Raw genomic sequence first — 24,740 nt, forward strand, 5'->3', positions numbered from 1 at the left:
GGCGGGGGAGGGTCAGTCGTTCTTGCGCCCGAACACGATGTCGTCCCAGCTCGGCACGCTCGAGCGCTTGGGCTTGACCCGGCGTTCGGCCGCGACCTCCGCCCCGTCCTTGCCGGTGTCCTTGCTCGATTCCGCGGCAGCGTCCCTGCCGGTGCCCTTGCCCGCACCCCTGGGCACGTCCCGGCCCCCAGGGCGGGCAGCCCGGCCGCTGCCGTCGGGACCGGTTCCGGCCGGCGGCTGATCCCGGCGTGAGGGCTGCGCGAAGATGCTGATCTCGCGGGTGTCCGTGCTGACTCCGTCGTAGAGCCGCGGTGTCCCGTCCTCGTGCTGGGCCGTCCCCTCCTCGGACCCGGCGTCTCCGGCGAGCACGTCGTCGTCCCCGAAGCGCGGCGCGAGCGCGAGCCCGGGGGCTGCCGCGTCCCGTTCCGTCGACCCGTCCTGGTGGGCGCCGGCCTCGTCCGTCCCGGTGCCGCTGGTCCCGGTGTCCTCGGTCCCGTCGTCGACCCTCGGATGGGCGGCCGGGATGCCGCCTCGGGTGAGGAGCTCCGCGAGGGCGTCGTCGCCGTCCTCGTCCGCGCCGAGGCGCTGGCCGCGGCGCGAGCGGAGGACGTCCAGCAGGCCGTCCTGGTCGGCGGGGGTGGGTTCGGGTGCCTCGTCGGCCTTCTCGGCCTCGAAGTCGAACACGCGATCCGCCACGGCGCTGAGTCGCCGGGCGGGGAGCGGACCGTCGAGGGGTTCGAGCTCGCTGAGCACCTGCGCCCACCGGTTGCCGTTGACGACCGTCTTGCGGGTGGGGTTGTAGGTCCACTGCGCGGGCGGTTGCTCACCCAGGTCGACGGTCGAGCCCTCGGGCAGCTCGAACGACGCCTCCACGTGCCAGGTCCCGTCCTGTCGCCGCCATGAGTCCCATTCGAGCGACGCCGGGTCCACCCCGTAGCTCTGGACCCGGTAGGCGACCATGTCGCCGAGGAGGGCGGGGTCGTCGCCGAAGGCGGACCGGTAGCCGTCATGGCTCGGAAGCGGCGAGGCGACCTCCACGCGCTGCGCGAGGTAGGCGAGGTAGTCGCGCTCGGCGCGTACAGGACCTTCGTAGCGCTGCACGTGGGCGAGGTCGAGGTCCGATTCGGCGGCGACCTGCTCCGCCGTCGCACCCATCCGGATACGGGCCTGGATGTCACGGGGGGTCAGGTGGACCGGGGCTTTCGGCGGCTTCGTCCGGGTCTCCTTCGGCGACGCATCCCGCGCCGGGGCCGGAGCGTCGGCCGGGGTGGTCGCACGGCGCAGCGCGTCGTCGATGGGCAGCCGGTAGGACGTGCCCTCCTCGCCGCTCAACAGCAGATGTCCGCCGTCCTCATGGACACCCACCAGGCGTAACTCCTGCATCAATTCCTCCAGCCGACAATGATTCCTAGATGAAACTGTGCCACTGAATGGCGGCCATTCCTACTACGTGATCAGGCGTGGCGGGCCGCAGCGCGGCAGCGGGCACAAATGGGGAGGCAGTAGCGTTATGGCAGCCGTGGGCAGACGACCCGCGGATGGCCGGACAGAATCCGGACGGTATGGAGCGTGAGAAGGCGGATATGGCGACAGACTACGACGCGCCGAGAACGACGGTGGACGACGACGGCGACACCCGCAGCGACCGACTCGAGGCGCTCGGCACCGGCGCGACGCTGCAGACGGCGGTGATCGACGACGACGAACTCGAGGCCGCCGATTCCTTCGACCTGCCCGGCGCCGACCTCTCCAGCGAGGAGATCTCCGTGCAGATCCTCGCGGCCCAGGCCGACGAGTTCACGTGCGCCTCCTGCTTCCTCGTCCGGCACCGCTCGCAGATCGCCCTGGACCGGGGCGGGCAGTTGTACTGCGTGGACTGTGAGGGCTGAGCCTCAGCCGTCGAGGGCGGCGACGAGGCGCTCGGGCGTTCGGGAGGACGCGAGCCAGTAGGGAGTGCGGTCCTCGGGATCCGTGACCTCGATCTTCACGACCGGCGAGATCCAGCCCCTGATGCACAGGTAGGCGAGGCCGTGCAGGCCCGGGCCGCGCTGGTAGGTCGCGTCCTCGCCGCCGTACCAGTCCACCGTCCCGAGGTACTGCCGCTCGATGGTCGCCCGGCCCACCGACAGCGTGGTCGGGGTGACCGTGATCCGCGGCGTGGACAGGATGAGCAGGGTGAAGATGATGATCGCGACGACGACGGCGACCGCGTAGCCGACGACCATCGAGATGGGCGCGAACATGATGATCGTCGCCGCGGAGAACCCTGCCGCGATCAGCCAGATCCAGGGTGAGGGCCACAGGCGCTCGTCGTAGAGGACGGTCTGGTCGGGTGTGTTCTGGGGTGCTTCCCCGGGCGCGCTGGACATGACACCAGCATTCCACCCTTTGGCCCCCGTCTCATCCCCGCCCCACCTGACAGGTGCGGCCCACGGAGGGTCCCGCCACTGTCAGGTGGGGCTCGGGCAAAGGGGCTAAAGTGGGGTGCTGGTCACCGGATAGCTCGCGTTGGAGATGCAGTTCATGGGTACACAGCAGGACCTCCCGGTCCAGATCTTGATGCTCGACGATGGCCTCGAGCCCCCCGCGTACGCCACCGACGGCGATGCGGGCGCGGACCTGCGCTCCGCCGTCGACCTCGTCCTCGCGCCGGGCGAACGGGCGCTCGTCCCCACGGGGGTCGCGATGGCGCTCCCGCCGGGCTACGTGGGCCTGGTGCACCCGAGGTCGGGGCTCGCAGCCCGGCACGGGCTGACGATCGTGAACGCCCCGGGAACCGTCGATGCCGGCTACCGCGGAGAGATCAAGGTCTGCCTCCTCAACACCGACCGGCAGGACGCCGTCCGCCTCTCGCGCGGCGACAGGATCGCCCAGCTGGTCATCCAGCGTGTGGAGCGTGCCGTGTTCGCCGTCGTCGACCAGTTGCCCGACAGCGCCCGGGGCGCCGGGGGCTTCGGCTCGACCGGAGGCTTCGGGACTCCCGCCCCGCCGGCGGGCGTCGCGACGCCCGCCGGCGGCTGACGCCCCACCCCGCGTCGCAGCAGCGACCACCGAAGATGTCACCACCTCGACCACGTCACCAGGAAAGGAACCCGGACATGGCTTTTGGGCGCCCCAGGAAGAAGAAGCAGGACGACGCCGCCGACGCGTCGGAGCACCAGGACCACGACGGCACGGCCGCGCCGGCTGCGCCGGAGGAGACGGCCGCGACGGCCGGGACCGCCCCTTCCGCTGAGGCGGTGGTGCCCGCTGACGACGCAGCGTCCGCACCCGGGATCCCGCAGGCCGCCGCGCTCGTGTCCAGTGCGGACTACGACCGCACCACCCTCGGGCCCTTCGACCTCTCTGAGCAGGACACCGCGCACGGCTACATCGACCTCGGCGCCCTGCGGATCAACGCGGCCGAGGGGCTGCAGCTGCGCCTCGAGGTCGAGGAGCGCAGCAAGCGCGTCATCGCCGTGACCCTGGACCTCGGGGGATCCACCCTCCAGCTGCAGGCCTTCGCGGCGCCGAAGACGGAAGGCCTGTGGGACGAGATCCGCGAGCAGATCGGCGCGTCGGTGGGATCCCAGGGCGGCACGGTCGAGGAACGGCCGGGCAGGCTCGGCACCGAACTCTTCGCCAAGCTCCCCGCGCAGACACCCGACGGCCAGGCAGGCTACCGGGTTGCACGGTTCGTGGGCATCAACGGCCCGCGCTGGTTCCTGCGGGGAGTCTTCGGAGGACCCGCAGCCCTCGAGCCGACCGCCGCTGCACCCATGGAGCAGCTCTTCCGCGGCGTCGTCGTGGTCCGCGGCGACCACCCCCTCCCGCCGCGCGAACTGCTGCAGCTCAGGCTGCCCAAGGACGCCTCGGCAGGGGCTCCGGCCGCTCCCCCCGCTCCTGCGCGTCCCGATCTGAATCCGCTCGAGCGCGGTCCCGAGATCACCGAGATCCGCTGACCGTCATGCAGGCGCTGCCGTCAGGGTCAGGTCCCGCCGACCTGGCGGGGCGTTCTCCCGCACCCGCCGCCGCGTTGCCGCAGCGTGGCAGGATCAAGGCCCACGGTGTGGTGACCAGCCTCACCATCGCACCCGTCATGGCCGCTCCCTCCTTCAGCGTCCTCGTCAGGATCGACCGGAACGGCGCGCGGGTGGCCGTCCGGATCATCTGGATGGGTCAGCGGCGCGTGCCGGGCGTCGAGGCAGGAGTCGCCCTGCGGTTCGAGGGGATGCTCACCACGGTGGACGGCACGCCCACCGTGTACAACCCCCGCTACGAGATCATCGGCCGCCCGGACGAGAACGGATGAGGAACCCCGACATGAGCCACCCCATCGAGGACCCCGACGCCCCCCGGCGGCCCGCGGACCAGGAGATCCTGCCGGACGGCGAAGCCGGCCCGGTCGAGGACCGGCCGGGAGGCCCGCAGGCCGGGCCGACGGCGGCGGACCTCGCCCTGCAGTACGCCGCGAAGTCCGGGGTGAAGCGCTCCGATTCCGGCCAGATCGACGTCCTCTCCTCGATCGGAGGGATCCAGGGACTCGCCGAGAGCATCGCCCCCGGGCTGGTCTTCACCGTCCTCTTCACCCTGACGAGGGACCTCACGGTCTCGCTCGTCGCGGCGCTGGCGGTCTCCGCCGTCTTCGCCGTCCTCCGGCTCGTCTCGAGGACCCCGCTGACGCAGGCCCTCGCGGGACTCATCGGTGTGGCGTTCTGCGCCGTCGTGGCACAGCGCACCGGCAACGCGGAGGATTTCTTCCTCCCGGGCTTCTTCATCAACGGCGGCTACATCATCGCGCTGACCGCCTCCGTGCTGTTCCGGTGGCCCTTCGCCGGGCTGCTCTTCGGCTTCATCCGCAACGAGGGCATCGAATGGCGGAAGGACCCCGCACGCGTCCGCGCCTACGCGGTCGCCACCTGGATCATCGTGGCGGTGCTGGCGCTGCGCCTGGCCGTCCAGGTGCCGCTCTACCTGGCCGGGAACATCGCCGCGCTGGGATCGATGCGCGTCGCCATGGGCCTGCCGCTGTACGCGCTCGGCCTCTGGCTCGCGTGGCTGGTCTCGCGCCCCCGCCCGGCCGCCGCCGCCGGACCGTCCGCCGTCGGGTAGCCGTACTCACCGGATGCGGCCGGCCCTCTCAGGTCGTACGTGCAGTTCAGCCGGTTCGGGAGGCCTCCGACCGGATCGCCTCGGCGAGCTCGCGGGGACGGCTCCACATGGGCCAGTGCCCCGTCGGGAGGTCGATGACGTCGAGGTGCTCGATGGTCGCGACTTCGGCGAACATGACATGGCCTGTACGGGCCAGCTCCAGCACCTGCGCGCTCGGGATCGAGCAGCACACCAGGGTGGTCCGGACCTTGCGGCGGGCATCGTTCGTGAGCTCGACGGGCTGACGAAGCACGGGGCCGGGCTCGGGGACGGCCCGGGCCCGGAAATGCTCGAGGACCTCCGCGCTCAGGCCCTCGAGGCTCGCCTGCTGTGCGAGGACGTCGAGGGGCGGCAGCGGAAGCTCCTCCAACCCCTCAGGGAGGTCCGGGGCGGAGACGCTTCCCGTCGCCACAGGGCCGGAATCGACCCACACCACCCGGTGGACGAGCTCGGGGTGCCGGTCGAGGACGAGACTGACGGGGGCATTCGCCCCACTGTGAGCGACGATGGTCGCCGGCTGATCCTCGGAGACCTCGAGGCCGGCAAGGACGTCCAGGACCGCTGCGGCTTGATCGTCGAGAGTCCTCACCGCACGCTCGGGATCGTCCCCATCGAGACCGGGCAGCGTCATCGCGACTGCACGGGAGTGGTCGGTCCCCAGGTGTTCGAGGACGTCATCCCACGCCCAGGCACCCAGCCAGTGACCCGGGATGAGAAGAATGGTCGGACTGCTCGTGGTAGTTGTCATGTCGACATCCTCGTGGGCGCTACGGGCAGGTGTATGTCACTGTTTATGGCATGAATATGTGGTGGGTGGGTCGGTGAAGCGAGCAGAACGACTCCATGCCCTGTCCGAGATGCTGCGCCGTAACGGATCACGGGGTTGCTCCGCCGAGCGGCTGGCGGGAGAGTTCGGCGTGTCCGTGCGCACGGTCAAGAGAGACCTCGCTGCGCTCGGGAACAGCGGCGCGCCCGTATGGTCGCGCCCGGGTCCGGGCGGTGGCTACGGATTGGCCGCAGGCGCCTCCCTGCCGCCTGTCAGCCTGTCCCCGGCGCAGGCCGTGGCGCTCATGGCGGCCGTGTCCGCCGCACCCGACGCCCCCTACGCCGATCTGGCGGCAGCCGGGATCCGGAAGATCCTGGACGTCCTCGATCCCAGGACCCGAGCACGAGCCGACGAGCTGGCCGGCCGCGTCTGGGTCGACGCCATGCCCTCCTCCTCGCGCACCATCAGGTCGGCACTGGAGGAGGGGATGGCCGAGCAGCGGGTCATCCGTCTCCGCTACACATCGGGAGACGGGACCACGACCATCCGCGACGTCGAACCCGTGCTGTTCGCCTCCACGAACGGCCAGTGGTACCTCGTCGGGTGGTGCCGACTGCGCAACGCGATGCGATGGTTCACCGTGTCGCGCATCGAGCGGGCCGACGTGACCAGGACGGCCTGCGGCGGCCATACCCTCCACGAGGTCGGAGAACCCCCGGCGAACGCCAGACCGGTGCATGGTCGGGACGGGTGAGCCACTCGATCGACGCTCCGGCCGGGACAGCTAGTCGTCGTCGTTCCGGGCGGAGAGTGCCACCCGGAGTTCGTCCTCCGCCGCGATGGCCGCGAGGAAGAACAGTTCGTCGCCACCCTCCACCAGGTCGTCCGGGCTGGGCGTGATGGGGGAGTCGTCGCGCAGGATGGCGACGGCGGCGCAGTCCTGCGGGAGGTCGAGGGAGCCGATCGTCTCGCCGATGAGGGGGGAATCCTGGGGGACGGTGAACTCCACGATCGAGGACACCCCGGTCTGCAGCGTCAGCAGGCGCACCAGATCGCCGATCTCCACGGCCTCCTCCACGAGGGCCGTCATGAGCCGGGGCGTGTTGACGGCCACGTCCACTCCCCAGGAGTCGTCGAACATCCAGTCGTTCTTCGGGTTGTTCACCCGCCCGACCGTGCGCCCCACCCCGAACTCGCTCTTGGCGAGCAGCGACACCACGAGGTTGACCTTGTCGTCACCGGTCGCGGACACCACCACGTCGGCCTCGTCGAGCCGCGCATCCTTGAGCGTCGTGAGCTCGCACGCGTCCCCGATCAGCCACTTCGCACCCTTGAGCCCGCTCCGGCCGATCGCCTCGGGCTTCTCGTCGATGAGCAGGATCTCGTGCTTGTTGCCGAGCAGCTCCCGTGCGATCGACGAGCCGACGCTCCCTGCCCCCGCGATGACGACCCTCATTGGTTCTCCTCCTTCGGTGCGGCGGCGAGGATGCGCCCGATCTCGCCCGTCGCGGTGGTCTTCATCATGGCGTGCAGGATGTCGCCCTGCTGGTAACTCGTCTCACCGGTGGGCAGGATGCCCTCGCCGAACCGCGTGAGGTACGCGATCCGCACGCCGCTCGCGGCCTCGATGCTCCTCAGCGACCGCCCCAGCCATGCGTCGCTCAGCGCGAGTTCGGCGAGGATCAGGCGGCCGGAGGTCTCGCGGAAGTCGCCGTTGATGGTCTGCTCGGGCAGGATCCGGCGGAGCACCTGATCGGCGCTCCAGCGCACGGCGGCGACCGTGGGGATGCCGAGGCGCTGGTAGATCTCCGCACGTCCCGGGTCGTAGATGCGCGCCACCACGTGCGGGACGTGGAACGTCTCGCGCGCCACCCGGGTGGCGAGGATGTTCGAGTTGTCGCCGCTGGACACGGCCGCGAAGGCGTAGGCGTCCTGGATCTCGGCGTACTTCAGGGTCTCCCGGTCGAAGCCGACACCCGTGACCTTGCGGCCGCCGAAGGACGAGCGGAGGCGGCGGAACGCGCGGTCGTCCTGGTCGATGATCGCTACCGAGTGGCCCGATTCGTCGAGTGTGTGGGCGAGGCTGACGCCCACCCTGCCACAACCCATGATCACAAAATGAGCCACCGAGGGCACCCCTGATTCTTGGTGTAGATCCTGCCGTTCCCTGCCGTACCAGCACCAAGCCTAGTGGCTGGGCGGACGCCCGGACGCGCTAGTGTTTGGGCTGTGCTGACATTTCTCGAGGCCGTCAAGCGGGTGCTGGTGGGCAAGCCCTTCGCCAGCGACAGGCTGAGGAACAGGAGCCTGCCGAAGCGCCTCGCCCTGCCCGTGTTCTCGGCCAGCGCGCTGTCGTCGGTCGCCTACGCGCCGGACGAGATCCTCCTGACACTCGCCCTCGCGGGGGTGGCCTCCGTCGCCATCTCGCCGTGGGTGGGCCTCGCCGTCATCGCCGTCCTGCTCGTCGTCGTCGCCTCCTACCGGCAGGCGGTCCACGCCTATCCCTCCGGCGGCGGCGACTACGAGATCGCGAAACGGAACCTCGGACCCCGGGCGGGCACCACGGTGGCCTCGGCGCTGATGATCGACTACCTGCTCACCGTCGCCGTGTCCGTCTCGGCGGCTGCGCAGTACGTCGTCTCGCTCGCCCCGGCGCTGGAGGACGTGCGCGTGAGCCTCGCCGTCGCCGGCGTCGCGGTGCTCGTGCTGCTGAACCTGCGCGGCATCACGCGGGGCGTCCGCGCGCGCGCCGTCGTCACGTACGGCTTCCTGACCGGGATCCTCGCCCTGTGTGTCACGGGCGCCGTACAGGCGCTCACCGGGACCCTGGCGGAGGCCCCGAGCGCGCGCTTCGAGATCGTCCCGGATGCCGCGTTCGACGCCGGCCTGGTGGGTCTCGCGGGCGGCCTCCTGATCCTCCGGGCGTTCTCCGCGGGAGCTGCCGCCCTGACCGGGCTCGAAGGCCCGGGCTCCAACGTGCCGCGCTTCGAGAAGCCGCGCTCACGCAATGCGGCGACGACGCTCCTGGTCCTCGGCCTGATGTCCTCCGCGATGCTCGCGGGCGTCATCTACCTCGCCAACGCCGCGCGCGTGCACGTGGTGCAGAACCCCGCAGCACAGCTGCTGCTCGACGGCGGGCCGGTCCCGGAGGGCTACATCCAGGCGCCCGTGGTCAGCCAGCTCGCCCGCACCGTCTTCGACGCCGGCTCGCCGGCCTTCTACCTGGTCGTCGCCGCGACGGCGCTCATGCTGATGCTCGCGGGCCACGCGGCCTTCAATGCCTTCCCCGTCCTGGCGTCCATCCTCGCCACGGACGGCTACCTCCCGCGGCAGCTGCGGACCAGGGGGGACCGCCTGACCTTCAGCAACGGCATCATCGCGCTCGGACTCGGCGCCGTCGTCCTCATCCTCGTGTTCCGGGCCGACGTCACCGCCCTGGTGCAGCTGTACATCGTCGGCGTGTTCGTCTCCTTCACCGCCGGCCAGCTGGGGCTCATCCGGCACTGGAACAGGGCGCTCCGCAGCACCGTGGGCAAGCAGAACCGTTGGACCATCCACAAGTCCCGAGCCATCAACACGCTCGGCTTCGGCCTCACGGCGGCGGTCCTCGTGGTGGTCCTCGTCACCAAGTTCGAATACGGGGCCTGGATCGCGGTGCTCGCCATGGCGGTCCTGTTCGTCCTCATGCGTGCCATCAAGAAGCACTACGACGCCGTGGCGGCGGAACTCGCGATCGACGACGCCGTCCGTCTGCGCGCCCTGCCCTCGCGGGTCCACGCCGTGATCCTCGTCTCCCACGTGCGGAAGCCGGTGCTGCGGGCCCTGGCCTTCGCCCGTGCCTCCCGGCCCTCACGGCTCGACGCCATCACGGTCGACGTCGACGCCGACCAGACACGCCGTACCCTCGCGGACTGGGACAAGTACGAGATCCCGGTGCCGATCACCGTGCTCGCCTCGCCCTACCGGGACACCATCTCCCCGATCCTCGAGTACATCCGTTCGATCCGCAGGGACTCGCCCCGCGACCTGATCGTGGTCTACATCCCCGAGTACGTGGTGGGAAAGTGGTGGGAGCAGCTGGTGCACAACCAGACCGCCCTGCGCATCAAGGCGCGGCTGCACTTCGTGCCCGGGGTGATGGTCGCCAGCGTGCCGTGGCAGCTCGCGTCCTCCGACGCGGCCCAGATCTATCAGGACATGAAGTAGGAAGAAACCCATGAGCGACGCCGCCCCAGCCTCCGATCCCGCGACGCCCGGAGGTCGGCCCGACCCGGCTGCCGACGAGGGCGCCGAAGCGACCGGTGAACCGACCGCGGAACCGACCGCCGAACTGACCGCCGAACTGACCGTAGGGAAGGCCGCGCATGGGGGCCACTTCGTGGCCCGGCACGAGGGTCGCGTCGTCTTCGTCCGGCACGCCCTGCCGGGTGAGCGCGTCAGGGTCCGCTTCACGGAGACGGACGACGCCGCGAGCTTCTGGCGCGCGGACGTCGTCGAGGTGCTCGAGGCCTCACCCGCCCGGGTCACCCATCCCTGGCCCGTCGCGGACGCCCTGAGGGCCGCGGCCCGGGGGCGCGCGGCGGTCGGTGGCGCGGAGTTCGGGCACATCGCCCTCGACGAGCAGCGCCGGCTCAAGGGTGCCGTCTTCGAGGAGCAGCTGTCCCGCCTGGCGAGGGTCGACCGCCCGGTGACCGTGGAATCGGCACCGGGGGATTCGGCCGACGGTCTCGGCTGGCGCACCCGCGCCGCGTTCGCCGTCGACCGCGCCGGGCGGCTCGCCATGCACCTGCACCGTTCGCACGAGGTCGTCCCGGTCCGCGAGATGCCCCTCGCGGTCGCAGCCGTCAACGATCTCCGCCTGTGGACGCTGGACCTGACCGGCATCGAGCGGGTCGACGTCGCCGTACCGTCCGGCGGGGGCGAGCCGCTCGTGCTGCTCGTGCCGGCCGCGGCGACCTCGCCGCGTCGCGTCGCGGCCGTCGCCTCCTCCATCGACGGCGCCTCCGTGGGCGTCCTCGAGCCCGAGTCGGGGCAGGTGCAGCGGCTGACGGGCCGCACGTGGCTCCAGGAGAGCGTGCTCGGCCTCGACTACCGCGTCACGGGCGCGGGCTTCTGGCAGATCCACCGTGGAGCGCCCGAGGCCCTGGTCTCCGCCGTCCTCGACGGACTACAGCCGGCGGCGGGCGAACGCCTCGCCGACCTCTACGCCGGCGCCGGTCTCTTCACCGTGCCGCTCGCCCGCGCCGTCGGACCGGACGGCAGCGTGCTGTCCGTCGAGGGATCACCGGGCACGAGCCGCGACGCGAAACGCAACCTCCACGGCCAGGACCACGTCTCGATCGTGCAGGGACGGGTGGACACCGTGCTCGGGCGCTGGAACGAACCGCTCGACGGCGTCCTGCTCGACCCGCCGCGCGCCGGGGCCGGCAAGAAGGTCGTCCGGCAGATCGTCCAGGCCCGCCCGAGGGTGGTCGGCTACGTCTCCTGCGACCCGGCGTCCTTCGCCCGCGACCTCGGCTACTTCCTCGCCGCCGGATGGTCGCTCGACGCCCTGCGGGTCTTCGATCTGTACCCGCACACGCACCACATGGAGTCGTTCGCGCGCCTCCTGCCGCCCGCCTGAGCCGGAGCGTGCCCCGACCGGGCCGGAGCGCCCACCGCTGCGCGGACGCCTGTCAATGGCACCCTCCCCGGACCCCGAACGTTAGAGTTAAGGACCACTCGGGGCGGCCACGCCGCCCCGCCGAACGAATCAAGGAGGCGCGGATGGGACTCTTGGAGACGATCCACGGCCCACAGGACCTCAGCAAGCTCAGCCACGCGCAACTGACGGCACTCGCGCGGGAGATCCGCACCTTCCTGGTGAGCAACGTCTCGCGCACCGGCGGCCACCTGGGCCCCAACCTGGGGGTCGTCGAACTCACGCTCGGCATCCACCGCATCTTCGACTCGCCGCGCGACAGCATCATCTTCGACACCGGCCACCAGTCCTACGTGCACAAGCTCGTGACCGGACGCCAGGACTTCAGCACACTCCGGCAGGAGGGCGGACTGTCCGGGTACCCCTCGCGGGCGGAGTCGGTGCACGACATCGTGGAGAGCTCGCACGCCTCGTCCTCGCTCTCCTGGGCCGACGGCATCTCGCGGGCCCGCGTCCTCAGCGGTGAGGGGGACCGCTACACCGTGGTCCTCGTGGGCGACGGCGCCCTCACCGGCGGCATGGCGTGGGAGGCGATCAACAACATCGCCGCGGACAAGAGGCGCCGCGTGGTGATCGTGGTCAACGACAACGGCCGCTCCTACGCACCGACCATCGGCGGCGTCGCCGACTACCTCGCGTCCCTGCGGCCCACCCTCGACTCGGTGCGGACACACCGCATCTACGAACGCACGCTGGACCGGTTGAAGAACCGCATGCAGAACGGCGGGCCGGTCGGGGAGTTCAGCTACAAGAGCCTGCACGCGATGAAGAAGGGCGTCAAGGACTGGTGGGCGCCGCAGGGCCTCTTCGAGGACCTCGGCATGAAGTACGTGGGTCCCGTCGACGGCCACGACCAGTCCGCCGTCGAGCAGGCCCTGCAGCTCGCCAAGAACTACGAGGGACCGGTGATCGTGCATGCGATCACGGAGAAGGGCCACGGCTATGCGCCCGCCCGCGCCCACGAGGCCGACCAGTTCCACGCCGTCGGCATCATCGACCCCGAGACCGGCGAACCCGTGGACGGCGCCGGTTCCCAGTCCTGGACCTCGGTCTTCGCGAACGAGATCGCCGACATCGCCGACGAGCGCCCCGACATCGTGGGCATCACCGGGGCCATGCTGATCCCCGTGGGACTGCACCGCTTCGCGGCCCGGCACCCCGACCGCGTGTTCGACGTCGGCATCGCCGAGCAGCACGCCGTCACCAGTGCGGCGGGCATGGCCTACGGCGGGCTCCACCCGGTCATCGCCCTCTACGCCACCTTCCTCAACCGTGCCTTCGACCAGCTCCTCATGGACGTCGCGCTGCACAAGGCGGGGGTGACGGTGGTCCTCGACCGGTCCGGCGTCACCGGACCCGACGGCGCGAGCCACCACGGCATGTGGGACATGGCCCTGCTGCAGGCCATCCCCGGTCTGCACCTCGCCGCGCCCCGGGATGCCTCCCGGCTGCGCGAGGAACTGCGCGAAGCCGTCTCCATCTCGGACGCCCCCACCGTGGTGCGGTACTCCAAGGGTTCGGTGGGCGCAGAGGTGGAGGCTGTCGAGCGCCTGGACGACGGCGTCGACGTCCTGTCCCGCCGGCCCGCCGGCTCACGGACCAACGACGTCCTGATCGTCAGTGTCGGTGCCATGAGCGAACTGGCGCTCGACGTGTCGAACAGGCTCGGCGCGCAGGGCATCAGTTCCACCGTCATCGACCCCCGCTGGCTCCTGCCGGTCCGCCGATCGGTGATCGACCTCGCCGCGGAGCACCGGATCGTGATCGTCGTCGAGGACGGCGTCCGGGCCGGCGGCGTGGGGTCCAGGATCCGCCAGGAGATGCGTTCGGCGGGCGTGGACACCGCGCTCAACGAGGTGGGTCTCCCGGTCGAGTTCCTCGACCACGGCTCGCGCAGCCAGGTCCTCGAGCGGGTGGGACTGACCGCCCAGAAGATCACGCACGACGTCGTCGCGCAGGTTCTCGGCACGAAGGTTCCCGTGGCCCGTCCGCTCGCCGTCGACCACGCTCCCGCCACGGATCGGTTCCCGCGGAGCTGACAGGTCCGGGAGCAGTTCCCGGGGGCGTCCCGAGCGCGTCCACGCCGCACGGGACGCCCCTTTCGGGGGGGTGGTGTGAGACAATGACGAAGGCTGGCGAGGGAACCACATTCCTCCGCCGGTCCAGTGACAGGCTTCCGTTCCGCAAGCGATGCTTCCGTCCTACCGAGTCCGCCCGTCGGCGGAAGTAGGCGGAATCCGCCGGCGGGACCCACCGTCCACCACGGCGGCTGAGTTGGAAAAGCGCCACTGGTCGTCGAGTGATTCAGCACCCCCATGACGGTGCGACCTCGGACGACATGACATCGACTTCCGGTCAGCCGCCGGGCGAAAGGCCCGCGGTCGGCCGACAGACCGCCCTCGAGGGCGCTGGAATGTGGCCGGTGCCGCAGGGGCTTGGAGCGAGCACCCATGGATCAGTCAGAACAGCAGGGCAACGACCAGACCGCAGCGGAAGCATCCGTGACCACGCAGGCACCCGAGGCCCAGGCCGCACCGGCGAGGGCGCCGAGGAAACGCCGCACGGCGAGTGCCCCGGCCGGGGCGCCGCCCTCGGCGACGCAGGTGATGCCCGACGCCGGGACCGCCGCGGACACCGCTGCAGGGGCCGCCGCCCCCACCGAGATCACCACCGATACTCCAGCCGAGACCGCCGCGCCGGTCCGCAAGCGGGCCCCGCGCGTCCGCAAGCCGGTCGTCGTGACCGACCAGACGACCTCCCCCGGGATCACGGCGGACGCCGGGGAGGCGACGCCGGCAGCAGCCGACGACGCCCCGGCCGCCCCCGCGCGGGCGCCCCGCACCCGCCGTCGTGCCGCCAGCGCCGAGGCAGGACCCGCGGGCGTGGCATCGGCCCCCGTCGAGCCCGTAGCGGTCCCTGCCGTCGGAAAGACGGCGGAGCCGGCCGCGATCGAACCGGCCGACGCCGTGGACACCTCGACCGGGACGGCGTCGCCCGCCGCCGGCGATCCCGCCGAGGCTCCCGCCGCCCCCGCGCGGGCATCCCGCACCCGCCGTCGTGCCGCCAGCGCCGAGGCAGGACCCGCCGGCGCCGTCGACACCGCTGTCGACAGCGCGATCGGGCAGGCCGCGCCGGTCGCCGCCGACGCGCCTGCCGTCGACGCCGAGGCGGCAGCCGAGACCGCCGTGGAGGAGAAGCCGGTCCGCGCCCGCCGCACCTCCGCGCGGACCCGCAGCCGCCGTGCCTCCGAGCCCCCGCAGCAGGACGAGCAGGCGGGGATCGATCCCGCAGCAGCAGAGCCCTCCGCCACGAGCGGTGCGGCCGCAAGGGCCGCCGACACCGCCGACGACACCGCCCGCGGATCCGTCGACGCAGCGGAGGATGCAGAGTCCGGGGAGACCCCGGACGGCGGCCGCCTCGATCCGTTCGCGATCCCGGAGTCGCCGCTGTCCCTCCTGTTCCACGCGCCGGACCTCACCACGGTCTCCGTGCCGTCCGTGAAGGTCGCACCGCCGCGCGAGGAGGAAGCGGGCGAGGACGAGACCGAGGAATCCGGCCGCCGCTCGCGCCGCAGCCGCCGCAGCAGGGGCCGCGGCCGGGGCGACTCCGGCCAGGCCGAGGCCGCCACCGAGGACGCCGACAGCCCTGATGACCAGCCCGACGGCAATGGTCCCGAGGAGGGCGCCAGCGTGACGTCCCGTCGTCGCCGCCGTCGCCGTCGTGGTGACCAGGACCTGGAGCTCACCGGCGGCGAGGACGACGATCCGCCCAACACCGTCACCCGCGTCCGGGCGCCGCGGCAGGCCAGCGAGCCCGTCTCCGACCGCGTGACCAGCGTGCGCGGGTCGACGCGCCTCGAGGCGAAGAAGCAGCGCCGCCGCGAATCGCGCGACACCGGGCGCCGCCGCACGGTCATCACCGAGGCCGAGTTCCTCGCCCGCCGCGAGTCCGTCGACCGTCAGATGATCGTCCGCCAGTCCGACGACAGGATCCAGATCGGCGTGCTGGAGGACGGCATGCTCGCGGAGCACTTCGTCTCCAGGACGCAGCAGGATTCGCTGATCGGCAACGTGTACGTCGGCAAGGTCCAGAACGTGCTGCCGAGCATGGAGGCCGCCTTCGTCGACATCGGACGGGGACGGAACGCCGTGCTGTACGCCGGTGAGGTCAACTGGGACGCGGCGGGCCTCGACGGCCAGCCGCGCCGCATCGAGCTCGCCCTGAAGTCGGGGGACCCCGTCCTCGTCCAGGTCACGAAGGACCCGGTGGGACACAAGGGTGCCCGGCTCACGAGCCAGATCTCCCTGCCCGGCCGCTACCTCGTGTACGTCCCGGGCGGGTCGATGACGGGCATCTCCCGCAAGCTGCCCGACGTCGAACGCAACCGGCTCAAGCGCATCCTCAAGGACCGCCTGCCCGAGAGTGCCGGCGTGATCGTCCGCACCGCGGCCGAGGGCGCCAGCGAGGAGGAGCTGACCCACGACATCAACCGCCTCCGCGCGCAGTGGGAGGAGATCGAGCGCAAGGCCGGCTCGACCAAGACCCTCGCGCCCGAACTGCTGTACGGCGAGCCCGACCTCACCATCAAGGTGGTCCGCGACGTCTTCAACGAGGACTTCTCCAAGCTCGTCGTCTCGGGCGAGGACGCGTGGGACACCATCGAGGCCTACGTCATGTACGTGGCGCCGGACCTCGTGGGCCGGCTGGAGAAGTGGACCAGCGAGGAGGACATCTTCGCGGCGTCCCGCATCGACGAGCAGATCTCCAAGGCCCTCGAGCGCAAGGTCTACCTGCCCTCCGGCGGGTCCCTCGTGATCGACCGCACGGAGGCCATGACCGTCGTCGACGTCAACACCGGGAAGTTCACCGGCAGCGGCGGCAACCTGGAGGAGACCGTCACCAAGAACAACCTCGAGGCCGCCGAGGAAGTGGTGCGCCAGCTGCGCCTGCGTGACATCGGCGGCATCATCGTCATCGACTTCATCGACATGGTGCTCGAGGCGAACCGCGACCTCGTCCTCCGGCGTCTCGTGGAATGCCTCGGCCGGGACCGGACCAAGCACCAGGTCGCCGAGGTCACCTCGCTGGGCCTCGTCCAGATGACGCGCAAGCGCATGGGCACGGGCCTGCTCGAGGTCTTCGGAGAGGACTGCGAGCACTGTGCGGGACGCGGCGTGGTCACCTACATGGAGCCCGTGGAGCACCGCCGGTCCACGACCGCCGAGAGCCAGCAGCAGCCCCGCCAGGACAAGCCGTCCCGGAGCGAGCGCAAGCGCAACCGAGGCCGCGGGGGCCCGCAGGACGAGGGCCTGGCACTGCCCCCGGTGCCGGTCGCCGAGAGCCCCGACCGTGCGGCGAAGGCCGAGGCCGCCCGCGCGGCCCTGGCGAGCATCGCCGCCGCGACCCATCACGCCCACGAGGAGGCGTCCGAGCAGGAGGTCCCCGCCTCGGACGTCCAGGTGACGGAAGCCGTCCTGACGATCAACGGCGAGACGGTCACCCTGCCCCGGGCGGACGGCCGCCGTCCAGCCGTCGAGGAGGCCGTCGAGGCTCCGGCCACGCGTCTGACCCTCGACAGCCTGAGCGAGGCCTTCAACCGGAAGCCTGCCGCGGCGGGCGGCAGTGAGGAGCCGTCCGGGCCGGTGCCGGCGGAGACGCCGCGCACCGATCCGACGACCGCCCCCGCGGTGGTCTCCGGACCGCCGTCGGACGGCACTCCCGCCCGCGCATCCCGTCCGCGCCGTCGCGTGGCGCGCAGCGCGCAGGGAGCGGCGGACACGGCCATCGAGACGCAGGGTGCGGAGCCCGCCGTCGAACCGGCCGGGACCCGGCACGTGGCGAAGGCCGCGGCACCCGCGCGGACGCCCGATGCATCCGCCGCCGAGCCGCTGATCTTCGGCGTCGGGGTGCCTGCCTCCGAGCTGTAGGGATCACCCGGCACGGCAGGACCGTTCCATCCGGGAGGGCCGGAGTCCGCAAGGGCTCCGGCCCTCCCGTGTCTGCCCGGGGCACCACGGCCCGTGCACCGGACCCGGAGGCGCTGCTGATTTGCGGGAAGAGGCGGTACTGCCGTAATCTTGACCCTCGGTGCATCCGCCTGTTAACCGGCATGTCCGTGGATATCCGTCAGGGGTTCTGACCCGTCAGATCCTGAAGACACCAGCAGCCCCAGGGTTCGGTGTCTTGGACACACGGAGCGGGGCAGGCGCGAAGAGCAACCTCAGGATTGCTGCCGAGGCGCACCCTAGTTTTTTCATCAGAAGTCAAGATTGTCGAGAGAAGTGAGTTCCCAAGTGGTGTACGCGATTGTCCGCGCAGGCGGCCGCCAAGAAAAGGTTTCTGTAGGAGACCTCGTTACCCTTGACCGCGTCACCGGTCAGGCTGGAAGCACGTTCAAGCTTCCTGCCCTCCTTCTGGTAGACGGCGCCAAGATCACCTCCGCAGCGGAGGACCTCGCAAAGGTCTCCGTCACTGCCGAGATCGTCGAGAATCTTCGTGGACCGAAGATCGTCATCCAGAAGTTCAAGAACAAGACCGGCTACAAGAAGCGCCAGGGTCACCGTTCGGAACTGACCCGCGTCAAGATCACGGGCATCGCGTAGTCCCTTCGGACCACCGATCTCCTCACGTAGAACATTCCAGCGAAGGCAGGCATAACCCATGGCACATAAAAAGGGCGCGAGCTCCACTCGCAACGGCCGCGACTCGAACGCACAGTACCTCGGCGTGAAGCGCTTCGGTGGCCAGGTCGTCAAGGCCGGCGAGATCATCGTCCGCCAGCGCGGCACCCACTTCCACCCGGGCGCCAATGTCGGCCGCGGCGGGGACGACACCCTCTTCGCACTCGAGGCAGGTGCCGTGGAGTTCGGCACCCGCCGCGGACGCAAGGTCGTCAACATCGTGGGCGCTGCAGCAGAGTAATTCTGCGCACGGTACACCAGGCATTTCGGGTGGGGTGAGCCTCTACGGCTCGCCCCACCTTTCTTTTAAGCCGATTAGACTCGGCACAGTGAAGCATTTGTAGAAGGAGATCAACGTGGCGAGCTTCGTTGACCGCGTAGTCCTGCACGTATCCGGCGGCACCGGCGGCCACGGCTGCGTTTCCGTCCACCGCGAGAAGTTCAAGCCCCTCGGCGGGCCCGACGGCGGCAACGGCGGCGACGGCGGCGACGTGATCCTCCGCGTGGACCACCAGACCACGACCCTCCTCGACTTCCACCACGCCCCCCACCGTCATGCCACCAACGGCGGCAACGGCATGGGCGACTGGCGCGGCGGCAAGAGCGGCGAGACCCTGATCCTGTCCGTCCCGGACGGCACCGTCGTCAAGACGAAGGACGGCGAAGTGCTCGCGGACCTCGTGGGCGAGGGCACCGAGTTCGTGGCAGCGGCCGGCGGACAGGGCGGACTCGGCAACGCCGCCCTGTCCTCCCAGAAGCGCAAGGCCCCCGGGTTCGCGCTGCTCGGCATCCCCGGGGACCAGCGCGACGTCGTCCTGGAGCTCAAGTCCATCGCGGACATCGCCCTCGTCGGTTTCCCCTCCGCCGGGAAGTCCAGCCTCATCGCCGCCATGTCGGCGGCCCGCCCGAAGATCGCGGACTACCCCTTCACCACCCTCGTGCCGAACCTCGGCGTCGTCGAAGCGGGCTCCACGCGCTTCACCATCGCCGACGTCCCCGGCCTCATCGAGGGTGCGAGCGAGGGCAAGGGCCTCGGCCACCACTTCCTACGCCACGTGGAACGCTGTGCTGCCCTGGTCCACGTGCTCGACTGCGCCGCGCTCGAGACGGACCGTGATCCCCTCAACGACCTCGCGATCATCGAGGGCGAACTGGACAAGTACGCCGTCGACATGAGCTTCGCTGGACCCGACGGCGACGTCGTCCCCCTGAACGAGCGCCCCCGCCTGGTGGCGCTGAACAAGGTGGACGTGCCGGACGGCAAGGACATGGCCGGCTTCGTCCGCCCCGAGCTCGAGGCGCGCGGCTACCGCGTGTTCGAGGTGTCCGCCTCCAGCCATGAGGGCCTGCGCCAGCTCGGCTTCGCCATGGCGGAGATCGTCGAGAACGCACGCAAGGCCGTGGCGACGGCCCCGCCGAGGATCGAGCCCCCGGTGCTCCGCCCCCGCGGCGTCAACGCCGCCTCGTTCCGGATCCGCCACGAGGAGAAGGACGCCCTGCCGCTCTTCCGCGTCCTCGGCGAGAAGCCCGAGCGCTGGGTCAAGCAGACGGACTTCACGAACGACGAGGCGGTCGGCTACCTCGCGGACCGCCTCGCCAAGCTCGGCGTGGAGGAGCAGCTCTTCAAGACCGGCGCGAAGCCCGGCGACACCGTGGTGATCGGCGAGGGCGACGGCGTCGTCTTCGACTGGGAGCCGACCATGATGGGCGGCGCCGAACTGCTCGCCGGTCCGCGCGGGTCCGACCTGCGCCTGGCCGAGTACGTGCGGCCCACGCGCGAGCAGAAGCGCGAGGAGTACCAGGAGCGCAAGGACGCCAAGGCGGCGGCCCGCGCCGAGCTCGAGGCCGACCGCAAGGCGGGCGTCTGGACCGAGTCCGTGCAGAACCGCAAGCAGGCTGCCTCCGCCCAGAAGGGCGCAGACACCGAGTCCGAGGACTAGGCCCCCTTGGCTGTGGACCACTCCCGGCACCCCCTCGCGTCCCGCGCGGGGCTCGCCGCGGCCGGAAGGATCGTCGTCAAGGTCGGCTCGTCGTCCCTGACCTCGGTCTCCGGGGGGATCTCCGGAGAAGCCCTCGTGCGGCTCGCCGATGTCCTCGCCGAGCGGCGTACGGCCGGGACCGAGGTCATCCTCGTGTCCTCCGGCGCCATCGCCGCCGGCCTCGCGCCCCTGGGGCTGGCACGCCGCCCGTCCCAGCTGTCGGCGCAGCAGGCCGCGGCGAGCGTGGGGCAGGGCCTGCTGATGGCCCAGTACTCACAGGCCTTCGCGGCGCACGGCGTCACCGTGAGCCAGATCCTCCTGACGGCTGACGACCTCATCCGGCGGTCCCACTACGCCAACGCGCACCGCGCCATGGAGCGGCTGCTGAATTTCGGCGTCGTGCCCATCGTCAACGAGAACGACACCGTCGCGAGCCACGAGATCCGGTTCGGCGACAACGATCGCCTCGCCGCGCTCGTCGCGCACCTCGTCAAGGCGGAGGCGCTCATCCTGCTGTCCGACGTCGACGCCCTCTACGACGGACCTCCGGGTGCCGGGGCCAGCCGGATCCCGCACGTCGGGTCGCCCGCCGACCTCGAGGGCGTCACCATCGGGCGGGCGGGCCGGGCCGGCGTCGGGACCGGCGGCATGGTCACCAAGGTCGAGGCCGCGACGATCGCGGCGTCCTCCGGCATCCCCGCGCTGGTCACGTCCACGGCGAACGCCGCGGCGGCGCTGCGCGGTGACGACGTCGGGACCTGGTTCACGGCCACGGGCAAGCGCCAGCCCATCCGGCTGCTCTGGCTGGCCCACCTCGCGCGGGTCCTGGGCACGCTCGTGCTCGACGACGGTGCGGTGCGTGCGGTGGGGGAGCGGCGCCGCTCCCTGCTGGCCGCCGGCGTCGTGGACGTGGCCGGCGTGTTCGAGGCCGGGGACCCGGTCCAGCTCGTGAGCGGTGACGGCACGGTGGTGGCGCGGGGCCTCGTGAACTACAGTTCCGCCGAGCTTCCCCGCATGCTCGGCCGGTCCACGCATGATCTCGCGGAGGAACTCGGCACCGAGTACGAGCGCTCCGTGGTGCACGTCAACGACCTCGTGGTGCTCCAGGCGGCCCCCGCGTCATGAAGGGCCGGTCCCCGGATGCCGGGGCGGCTCCTCGCTAGACTGGGACGATGACCGACCTGCAGGCCGAGCCCACCCATCGGAACGACACCCCCGTGGCGCTGTCCCCGGGCCAGCTCACCGACGCCGTCCACGCCATCACCGACCGCTCCCGTCAGGCGTCGCGCATCCTGGCCCGCGCCACCCGGGCCCGCAAGGACCGCGTGCTCCTGGCGATCGCCGACGCCCTCGTCAGCCGACGCGACCTCGTGCTCGCCGCGAACCGGACCGACGTCGACCGCGGCCGCGCCGCCGGCACCTCCGCGTACCTCCTGGACCGCCTGAGCCTGGACGCCGAGCGCGTGGGGAAACTCGCCGAGGCGCTGGCACAGCTCGCCGCCCTGCCGGATCCCGTGGGCACCGCCGTCCGCGCGGAGACCCTGCCCAACGGCCTCCGGATGAGCCAGGTCCGCGTTCCCCTCGGGGTGGTCGCCGCGATCTACGAGGCACGCCCCAACGTGACCGTGGACATCGCCGGCCTGGCCCTCAAGAGCGGCAACGCCGTGATCCTGCGCGGCGGCAGTGCAGCCGCGGCCACCAACGCGGCCCTCGTCGGGATCATCCGCGACACCCTCGAGGACCACGGACTGCCCGACGACGCCGTCCTCACCATCGACGAGTTCGGCCGGGAAGGCGCCCAGGTCCTGATGAAGGCCCGCGGCCGGGTGGACGTCCTGATCCCGCGGGGCGGGCGGGAGCTGATCCAGTCCGTCGTGACGACGGCGCGCGTCCCCGTGATCGAGACGGGGGAGGGCAACGTGCACATCCTGCTCGACGAGAGCGCCGACGAGGAGATGGCGGTGGAGATCCTGCTCAACGCCAAGACGCAGCGTCCCAGTGTCTGCAACACCGTCGAGACCCTGCTCGTCCACGCCCGGTCGGCGGCCGCGCCCGGCGTCCTCGCCGCGCTCGTCCGCGCCGGCGTCACGCTGCACGTGGACGAGCGGTCACGTGGTCTCCTCCCGGCCGGAACGGACGCGCCGACGGCGACCGACGAGGACTGGGGGCGCGAGTACATGCAGCTCGACCTCGCGGTGAAGACGGTGGACAGCGTCGACGACGCCCTGCTGCACATCCGCCGGTGGAGCACCGGCCACAGCGAGGCGATCATCACGAACAACCTCGCCTCCTCCGAGGAGTTCGTGGCAGGCGTCGATTCCGCTGCCGTGCTGGTCAACGCCTCCACGCGCTTCGTGGACGGCGGTGAGCTGGGCCTCGGCGCCGAGGTGGGCATCTCCACCCAGAAGATGCACGCCCGGGGTCCGATGGGCCTGGCCGAACTCACGACCACCAAGTGGATCGTGCAGGGCGCAGGGCACGTCCGGCGCTGACGCCCCCGGCGTAAAGGGCCGACCCTCCTTTACGCGTACCATGGGACCTGATGACCGCGCCGGTCCGCAACGGACCGGCGGACCCTGAACCGACAGAGGAACGACGATGCTCTACTCCCTCGGCAGTACGCTGCTGGCCACCGAAGCCATGGAACACCACACCGAACTGCCGATGCCCGCCCTCGCGTACGGGTTGATCGTCATGGGCATCCTGCTCACCCTCATGCTCGTCACAGTGTCCTTCTCCAACGTGCGGAACCGCCACGAGGCCGTCGAGGAGCACCTCGACCCCCACAAGCAGCACACCAACAAGCACGACCACGGCGAAGCGAACCGGCACTAGCGGTCCAGATGGCAGCAGACATCACCGAGCGGGACGTCCTGGGCGGCTTCAGGCAGCGGCATGACGGATCGTCCTGGCGCCTCGGGGTGATGGGTGGCACGTTCGACCCCATCCATCACGGGCACCTGGTCGCCGCGAGCGAGGTCGCTTCGGTGTTCGACCTCGACGAGGTGGTCTTCGTCCCGACCGGCCAGCCCTGGCAGAAGGTCGACAAGGAGGTGACGGCCGCCGAGCACCGCTACCTGATGACGGTCATCGCGACGGCGTCGAATCCGAGCTTCACCGTGAGCCGCGTCGACATCGATCGCCCCGGTCCCACCTTCACGATCGACACCCTGCGCGACCTGAAGGCGGAGCGTCCGGATGCGCAGCTGTTCTTCATCACCGGTGCCGATGCCATGGCCCAGATCCTCACCTGGAAGAACGCGGAGGAGCTCTGGTCCCTTGCCCACTTCATCGGGGTGACACGCCTCGGGCACGAGCTCGACGGCCGTGGCCGTGACGTCAGCCTGCTGGAAGTGCCCGCCATGGCAATCTCGAGCACGGACTGCAGGCACCGCGTCGGCGAGGGGAAGCCCGTCTGGTACCTGGTGCCCGACGGCGTGGTGCAGTACATCGCCAAGCACCGCCTCTACCGGCAGGTGGGACTGCCCGGGGCGGGACCGGCGTCGAAGCAGGGCGACGAGCGCGTCCCGCCGACGGAACGAGAGCACCGGGACAGCCCGAGCTCCATACAACAACCAACCGGATGAATCAGCGATGAGCAAGGTAGATGACGACGCACCGATGACCGGGTCGACCGCGGACCGTGCCGGGTCAAGGGGATCGGGGATGCCAGTGGAGGACAGTTCGACGGGCACCGGTCCGCACGGCGCCTCGGCGCACGACGACGGCGTGGCGCGGGTGGAGACTCCCACGCGGCGTCAGCTGCGGTTGCAGCAGGTCGATGGGCGGGCGGTGGCGCCCGAGCCGGCGACCGACCAGCGGCCGGACGGCTTGAAGGCGCCGCTGCCCGGCGGGCGCCGGGACCGTCGCCGTCGGCAGTCCGAGGCACGGCAGGCGTTCGCCGAGGACGCGAGCGGTCACCTCGCCGGCCTGCAGGCGGCCGGAACGGATGACCCCTTCGTCGTGGACCCCGCGGTGCTCGCGCAGCAGAAGGCGCTGGCCGCCCGCGCGGCGGCCCTGAATTCCCGGGCGCGCCGAATGCAGGAGCCATCGGAGCGGGACGGGCAGCGTACGCCCCCGCCGAACGACCCGACCGCGGCCCACAACCTGTCAATCATCACCCCGCCCGAGTTCGTCCGGGTGCCCGGCAGCGCGCAGTCCGTCCTCCGGGCACCCGCGACGTCCCACATCCCTGTGGTCCTGCCGCGTCCCGGACAGCCGGCGAGCGTCCCGCGGCCTCAGGTGCAGGGGAGCGGATCTGCCGGGAGCCCGGATCCAAGCACGGTCACCGAGCCCGTCGGGGCGCGGGATGCCTTCGGCCTGGACCCCCTCGACGCGATGACTGCGGGACTCGGAAGGCTGAGACGCGTGCGGTACCTGCAGTACTCGTTGCTCGTCGTGGGCGTGACCGCCCTCGCGACCGGGATAATAATGACAGTCAGCTCCCTCAATGGGTGAAAATGCTGGCCACACACAAGGAGATC

At 71.1% G+C, this 24,740-nt stretch carries 23 protein-coding genes; 18 read left to right on the top strand and 5 right to left on the bottom strand.

What is annotated here, in order from left to right; genetic code table 11:
- Positions 1-12: 12 nt before the first annotated feature.
- Positions 13-1,383 carry a septation protein SepH gene (sepH, locus tag CXQ92_RS00570; RefSeq protein ID WP_104164346.1) on the bottom strand — a complete coding sequence of 457 codons (1,371 nt, stop codon included), beginning with the start codon at positions 1,381-1,383 and terminating at the stop codon, positions 13-15.
- A 200-nt stretch (positions 1,384-1,583) separates the two neighbouring features.
- Between sepH and CXQ92_RS00575 the strand changes: the two genes are divergently transcribed.
- The gene (locus CXQ92_RS00575) at positions 1,584-1,889 is read left to right on the top strand and encodes a DUF4193 domain-containing protein (protein ID WP_104166571.1); all 306 of its coding nucleotides are present in this window, start codon (positions 1,584-1,586) and stop codon (positions 1,887-1,889) included.
- A 3-nt stretch (positions 1,890-1,892) separates the two neighbouring features.
- On the opposite strand, the gene CXQ92_RS00580 is transcribed toward CXQ92_RS00575, so the two are convergent.
- On the bottom strand, positions 1,893-2,369 hold the full coding sequence (locus tag CXQ92_RS00580; RefSeq protein WP_104164348.1) for a DUF3093 domain-containing protein: 477 nt from the start codon (positions 2,367-2,369) through the stop codon (positions 1,893-1,895).
- Positions 2,370-2,523: 154 nt separating this feature from the next.
- Between CXQ92_RS00580 and dut the strand changes: the two genes are divergently transcribed.
- The 4 genes from dut to CXQ92_RS00600 all read left to right on the top strand — a co-directional run bounded on the left by dut (position 2,524) and on the right by CXQ92_RS00600 (position 5,091).
- Positions 2,524-3,021: a dUTP diphosphatase gene (gene dut, locus CXQ92_RS00585; protein WP_258069617.1), complete on the top strand. Its 498-nt coding sequence runs from the start codon at positions 2,524-2,526 to the stop codon at positions 3,019-3,021.
- A 77-nt stretch (positions 3,022-3,098) separates the two neighbouring features.
- Positions 3,099-3,941: a DUF3710 domain-containing protein gene (locus CXQ92_RS00590; RefSeq protein ID WP_104164350.1), complete on the top strand. Its 843-nt coding sequence runs from the start codon at positions 3,099-3,101 to the stop codon at positions 3,939-3,941.
- A gap of 5 nt (positions 3,942-3,946) precedes the next feature.
- Positions 3,947-4,291 (top strand): hypothetical protein, encoded by a 345-nt coding sequence (locus CXQ92_RS00595; RefSeq protein WP_258069618.1) that lies wholly within the window; start codon positions 3,947-3,949, stop codon positions 4,289-4,291.
- Positions 4,292-4,302: 11 nt separating this feature from the next.
- Positions 4,303-5,091, top strand: a complete 789-nt coding sequence (locus tag CXQ92_RS00600; RefSeq protein WP_104164352.1) for a DUF3159 domain-containing protein — start codon at positions 4,303-4,305, stop codon at positions 5,089-5,091.
- A 46-nt stretch (positions 5,092-5,137) separates the two neighbouring features.
- Here CXQ92_RS00600 and CXQ92_RS00605 read toward each other — a convergent pair whose 3' ends face one another.
- Entirely contained in the window at positions 5,138-5,878 is a 741-nt protein-coding gene (locus CXQ92_RS00605; protein ID WP_104164354.1) for an alpha/beta fold hydrolase, read from the bottom strand.
- A 73-nt stretch (positions 5,879-5,951) separates the two neighbouring features.
- Between CXQ92_RS00605 and CXQ92_RS00610 the strand changes: the two genes are divergently transcribed.
- Positions 5,952-6,650 (top strand): YafY family protein, encoded by a 699-nt coding sequence (locus CXQ92_RS00610; protein ID WP_104166577.1) that lies wholly within the window; start codon positions 5,952-5,954, stop codon positions 6,648-6,650.
- A gap of 30 nt (positions 6,651-6,680) precedes the next feature.
- Here CXQ92_RS00610 and CXQ92_RS00615 read toward each other — a convergent pair whose 3' ends face one another.
- Together CXQ92_RS00615 and CXQ92_RS00620 are read right to left on the bottom strand one after the other, a co-directional pair.
- Complete coding sequence (locus tag CXQ92_RS00615; protein ID WP_104164357.1) at positions 6,681-7,352, bottom strand: TrkA family potassium uptake protein; 672 nt, start codon at positions 7,350-7,352, stop codon at positions 6,681-6,683.
- The gene (locus tag CXQ92_RS00620; RefSeq protein ID WP_104164359.1) at positions 7,349-8,023 is read right to left on the bottom strand and encodes a TrkA family potassium uptake protein; all 675 of its coding nucleotides are present in this window, start codon (positions 8,021-8,023) and stop codon (positions 7,349-7,351) included. Before CXQ92_RS00620 ends, CXQ92_RS00615 begins: the two co-directional genes overlap by 4 nt.
- A 102-nt stretch (positions 8,024-8,125) precedes the next feature.
- Between CXQ92_RS00620 and CXQ92_RS00625 the strand changes: the two genes are divergently transcribed.
- From CXQ92_RS00625 to CXQ92_RS00680, 12 genes are all read left to right on the top strand, one after another.
- Positions 8,126-10,102, top strand: coding sequence for an APC family permease (locus CXQ92_RS00625; protein ID WP_104164361.1), 1,977 nt, complete (start codon positions 8,126-8,128; stop codon positions 10,100-10,102).
- Between the two features lie 10 nt (positions 10,103-10,112).
- The gene (locus CXQ92_RS00630) at positions 10,113-11,519 is read left to right on the top strand and encodes a class I SAM-dependent RNA methyltransferase (protein ID WP_104164363.1); all 1,407 of its coding nucleotides are present in this window, start codon (positions 10,113-10,115) and stop codon (positions 11,517-11,519) included.
- A 143-nt stretch (positions 11,520-11,662) separates the two neighbouring features.
- Entirely contained in the window at positions 11,663-13,636 is a 1,974-nt protein-coding gene (gene dxs, locus CXQ92_RS00635) for a 1-deoxy-D-xylulose-5-phosphate synthase (protein WP_104164365.1), read from the top strand.
- Positions 13,637-14,047: 411 nt separating this feature from the next.
- Positions 14,048-17,524 (top strand): Rne/Rng family ribonuclease, encoded by a 3,477-nt coding sequence (locus tag CXQ92_RS00640; protein WP_258069620.1) that lies wholly within the window; start codon positions 14,048-14,050, stop codon positions 17,522-17,524.
- A 366-nt stretch (positions 17,525-17,890) separates the two neighbouring features.
- Positions 17,891-18,199 (top strand): 50S ribosomal protein L21, encoded by a 309-nt coding sequence (gene rplU / locus CXQ92_RS00645; protein WP_043444935.1) that lies wholly within the window; start codon positions 17,891-17,893, stop codon positions 18,197-18,199.
- Between the two features lie 58 nt (positions 18,200-18,257).
- Positions 18,258-18,518 carry a 50S ribosomal protein L27 gene (rpmA, locus tag CXQ92_RS00650; protein ID WP_028280075.1) on the top strand — a complete coding sequence of 87 codons (261 nt, stop codon included), beginning with the start codon at positions 18,258-18,260 and terminating at the stop codon, positions 18,516-18,518.
- A gap of 115 nt (positions 18,519-18,633) precedes the next feature.
- Positions 18,634-20,217 carry a GTPase ObgE gene (gene obgE / locus CXQ92_RS00655; protein ID WP_104164367.1) on the top strand — a complete coding sequence of 528 codons (1,584 nt, stop codon included), beginning with the start codon at positions 18,634-18,636 and terminating at the stop codon, positions 20,215-20,217.
- A gap of 6 nt (positions 20,218-20,223) precedes the next feature.
- On the top strand, positions 20,224-21,381 hold the full coding sequence (gene proB, locus CXQ92_RS00660) for a glutamate 5-kinase (RefSeq protein ID WP_104164369.1): 1,158 nt from the start codon (positions 20,224-20,226) through the stop codon (positions 21,379-21,381).
- 47 nt (positions 21,382-21,428) lie between these two features.
- The gene (locus CXQ92_RS00665; RefSeq protein WP_104164371.1) at positions 21,429-22,748 is read left to right on the top strand and encodes a glutamate-5-semialdehyde dehydrogenase; all 1,320 of its coding nucleotides are present in this window, start codon (positions 21,429-21,431) and stop codon (positions 22,746-22,748) included.
- 106 nt (positions 22,749-22,854) lie between these two features.
- On the top strand, positions 22,855-23,091 hold the full coding sequence (locus CXQ92_RS00670) for a hypothetical protein (RefSeq protein ID WP_104164373.1): 237 nt from the start codon (positions 22,855-22,857) through the stop codon (positions 23,089-23,091).
- Between the two features lie 86 nt (positions 23,092-23,177).
- Positions 23,178-23,843 (top strand): nicotinate-nucleotide adenylyltransferase, encoded by a 666-nt coding sequence (gene nadD / locus CXQ92_RS00675; protein WP_258069782.1) that lies wholly within the window; start codon positions 23,178-23,180, stop codon positions 23,841-23,843.
- A gap of 79 nt (positions 23,844-23,922) precedes the next feature.
- Positions 23,923-24,714, top strand: coding sequence for a hypothetical protein (locus CXQ92_RS00680; RefSeq protein WP_146067330.1), 792 nt, complete (start codon positions 23,923-23,925; stop codon positions 24,712-24,714).
- Positions 24,715-24,740 lie beyond the last annotated feature (26 nt).

It is taken from the genome of Arthrobacter sp. SX1312 (genome assembly GCF_002929295.1).
Taxonomy (GTDB): Bacteria; Actinomycetota; Actinomycetes; order Actinomycetales; family Micrococcaceae; genus Arthrobacter_D.

Bases quoted from the DNA above. Each gene is read 5' to 3' on its own strand.
- dut (WP_258069617.1), top strand. From the start codon at position 2,524: ATGGGTACACAGCAGGACCTCCCGGTCCAGATCTTGATGCTCGACGAT.
- CXQ92_RS00640 (WP_258069620.1), top strand. From the start codon at position 14,048: ATGGATCAGTCAGAACAGCAGGGCAACGACCAGACCGCAGCGGAAGCA.
- CXQ92_RS00590 (WP_104164350.1), top strand. From the start codon at position 3,099: ATGGCTTTTGGGCGCCCCAGGAAGAAGAAGCAGGACGACGCCGCCGAC.
- sepH (WP_104164346.1), bottom strand. From the start codon at position 1,383: ATGCAGGAGTTACGCCTGGTGGGTGTCCATGAGGACGGCGGACATCTG.
- CXQ92_RS00680 (WP_146067330.1), top strand. From the start codon at position 23,923: ATGCCAGTGGAGGACAGTTCGACGGGCACCGGTCCGCACGGCGCCTCG.
- CXQ92_RS00575 (WP_104166571.1), top strand. From the start codon at position 1,584: ATGGCGACAGACTACGACGCGCCGAGAACGACGGTGGACGACGACGGC.
- CXQ92_RS00595 (WP_258069618.1), top strand. From the start codon at position 3,947: ATGCAGGCGCTGCCGTCAGGGTCAGGTCCCGCCGACCTGGCGGGGCGT.
- dxs (WP_104164365.1), top strand. From the start codon at position 11,663: ATGGGACTCTTGGAGACGATCCACGGCCCACAGGACCTCAGCAAGCTC.
- CXQ92_RS00605 (WP_104164354.1), bottom strand. From the start codon at position 5,878: ATGACAACTACCACGAGCAGTCCGACCATTCTTCTCATCCCGGGTCAC.
- CXQ92_RS00670 (WP_104164373.1), top strand. From the start codon at position 22,855: ATGCTCTACTCCCTCGGCAGTACGCTGCTGGCCACCGAAGCCATGGAA.
- CXQ92_RS00615 (WP_104164357.1), bottom strand. From the start codon at position 7,352: ATGAGGGTCGTCATCGCGGGGGCAGGGAGCGTCGGCTCGTCGATCGCA.
- CXQ92_RS00600 (WP_104164352.1), top strand. From the start codon at position 4,303: ATGAGCCACCCCATCGAGGACCCCGACGCCCCCCGGCGGCCCGCGGAC.
- CXQ92_RS00665 (WP_104164371.1), top strand. From the start codon at position 21,429: ATGACCGACCTGCAGGCCGAGCCCACCCATCGGAACGACACCCCCGTG.
- rpmA (WP_028280075.1), top strand. From the start codon at position 18,258: ATGGCACATAAAAAGGGCGCGAGCTCCACTCGCAACGGCCGCGACTCG.
- CXQ92_RS00580 (WP_104164348.1), bottom strand. From the start codon at position 2,369: ATGTCCAGCGCGCCCGGGGAAGCACCCCAGAACACACCCGACCAGACC.
- CXQ92_RS00630 (WP_104164363.1), top strand. From the start codon at position 10,113: ATGAGCGACGCCGCCCCAGCCTCCGATCCCGCGACGCCCGGAGGTCGG.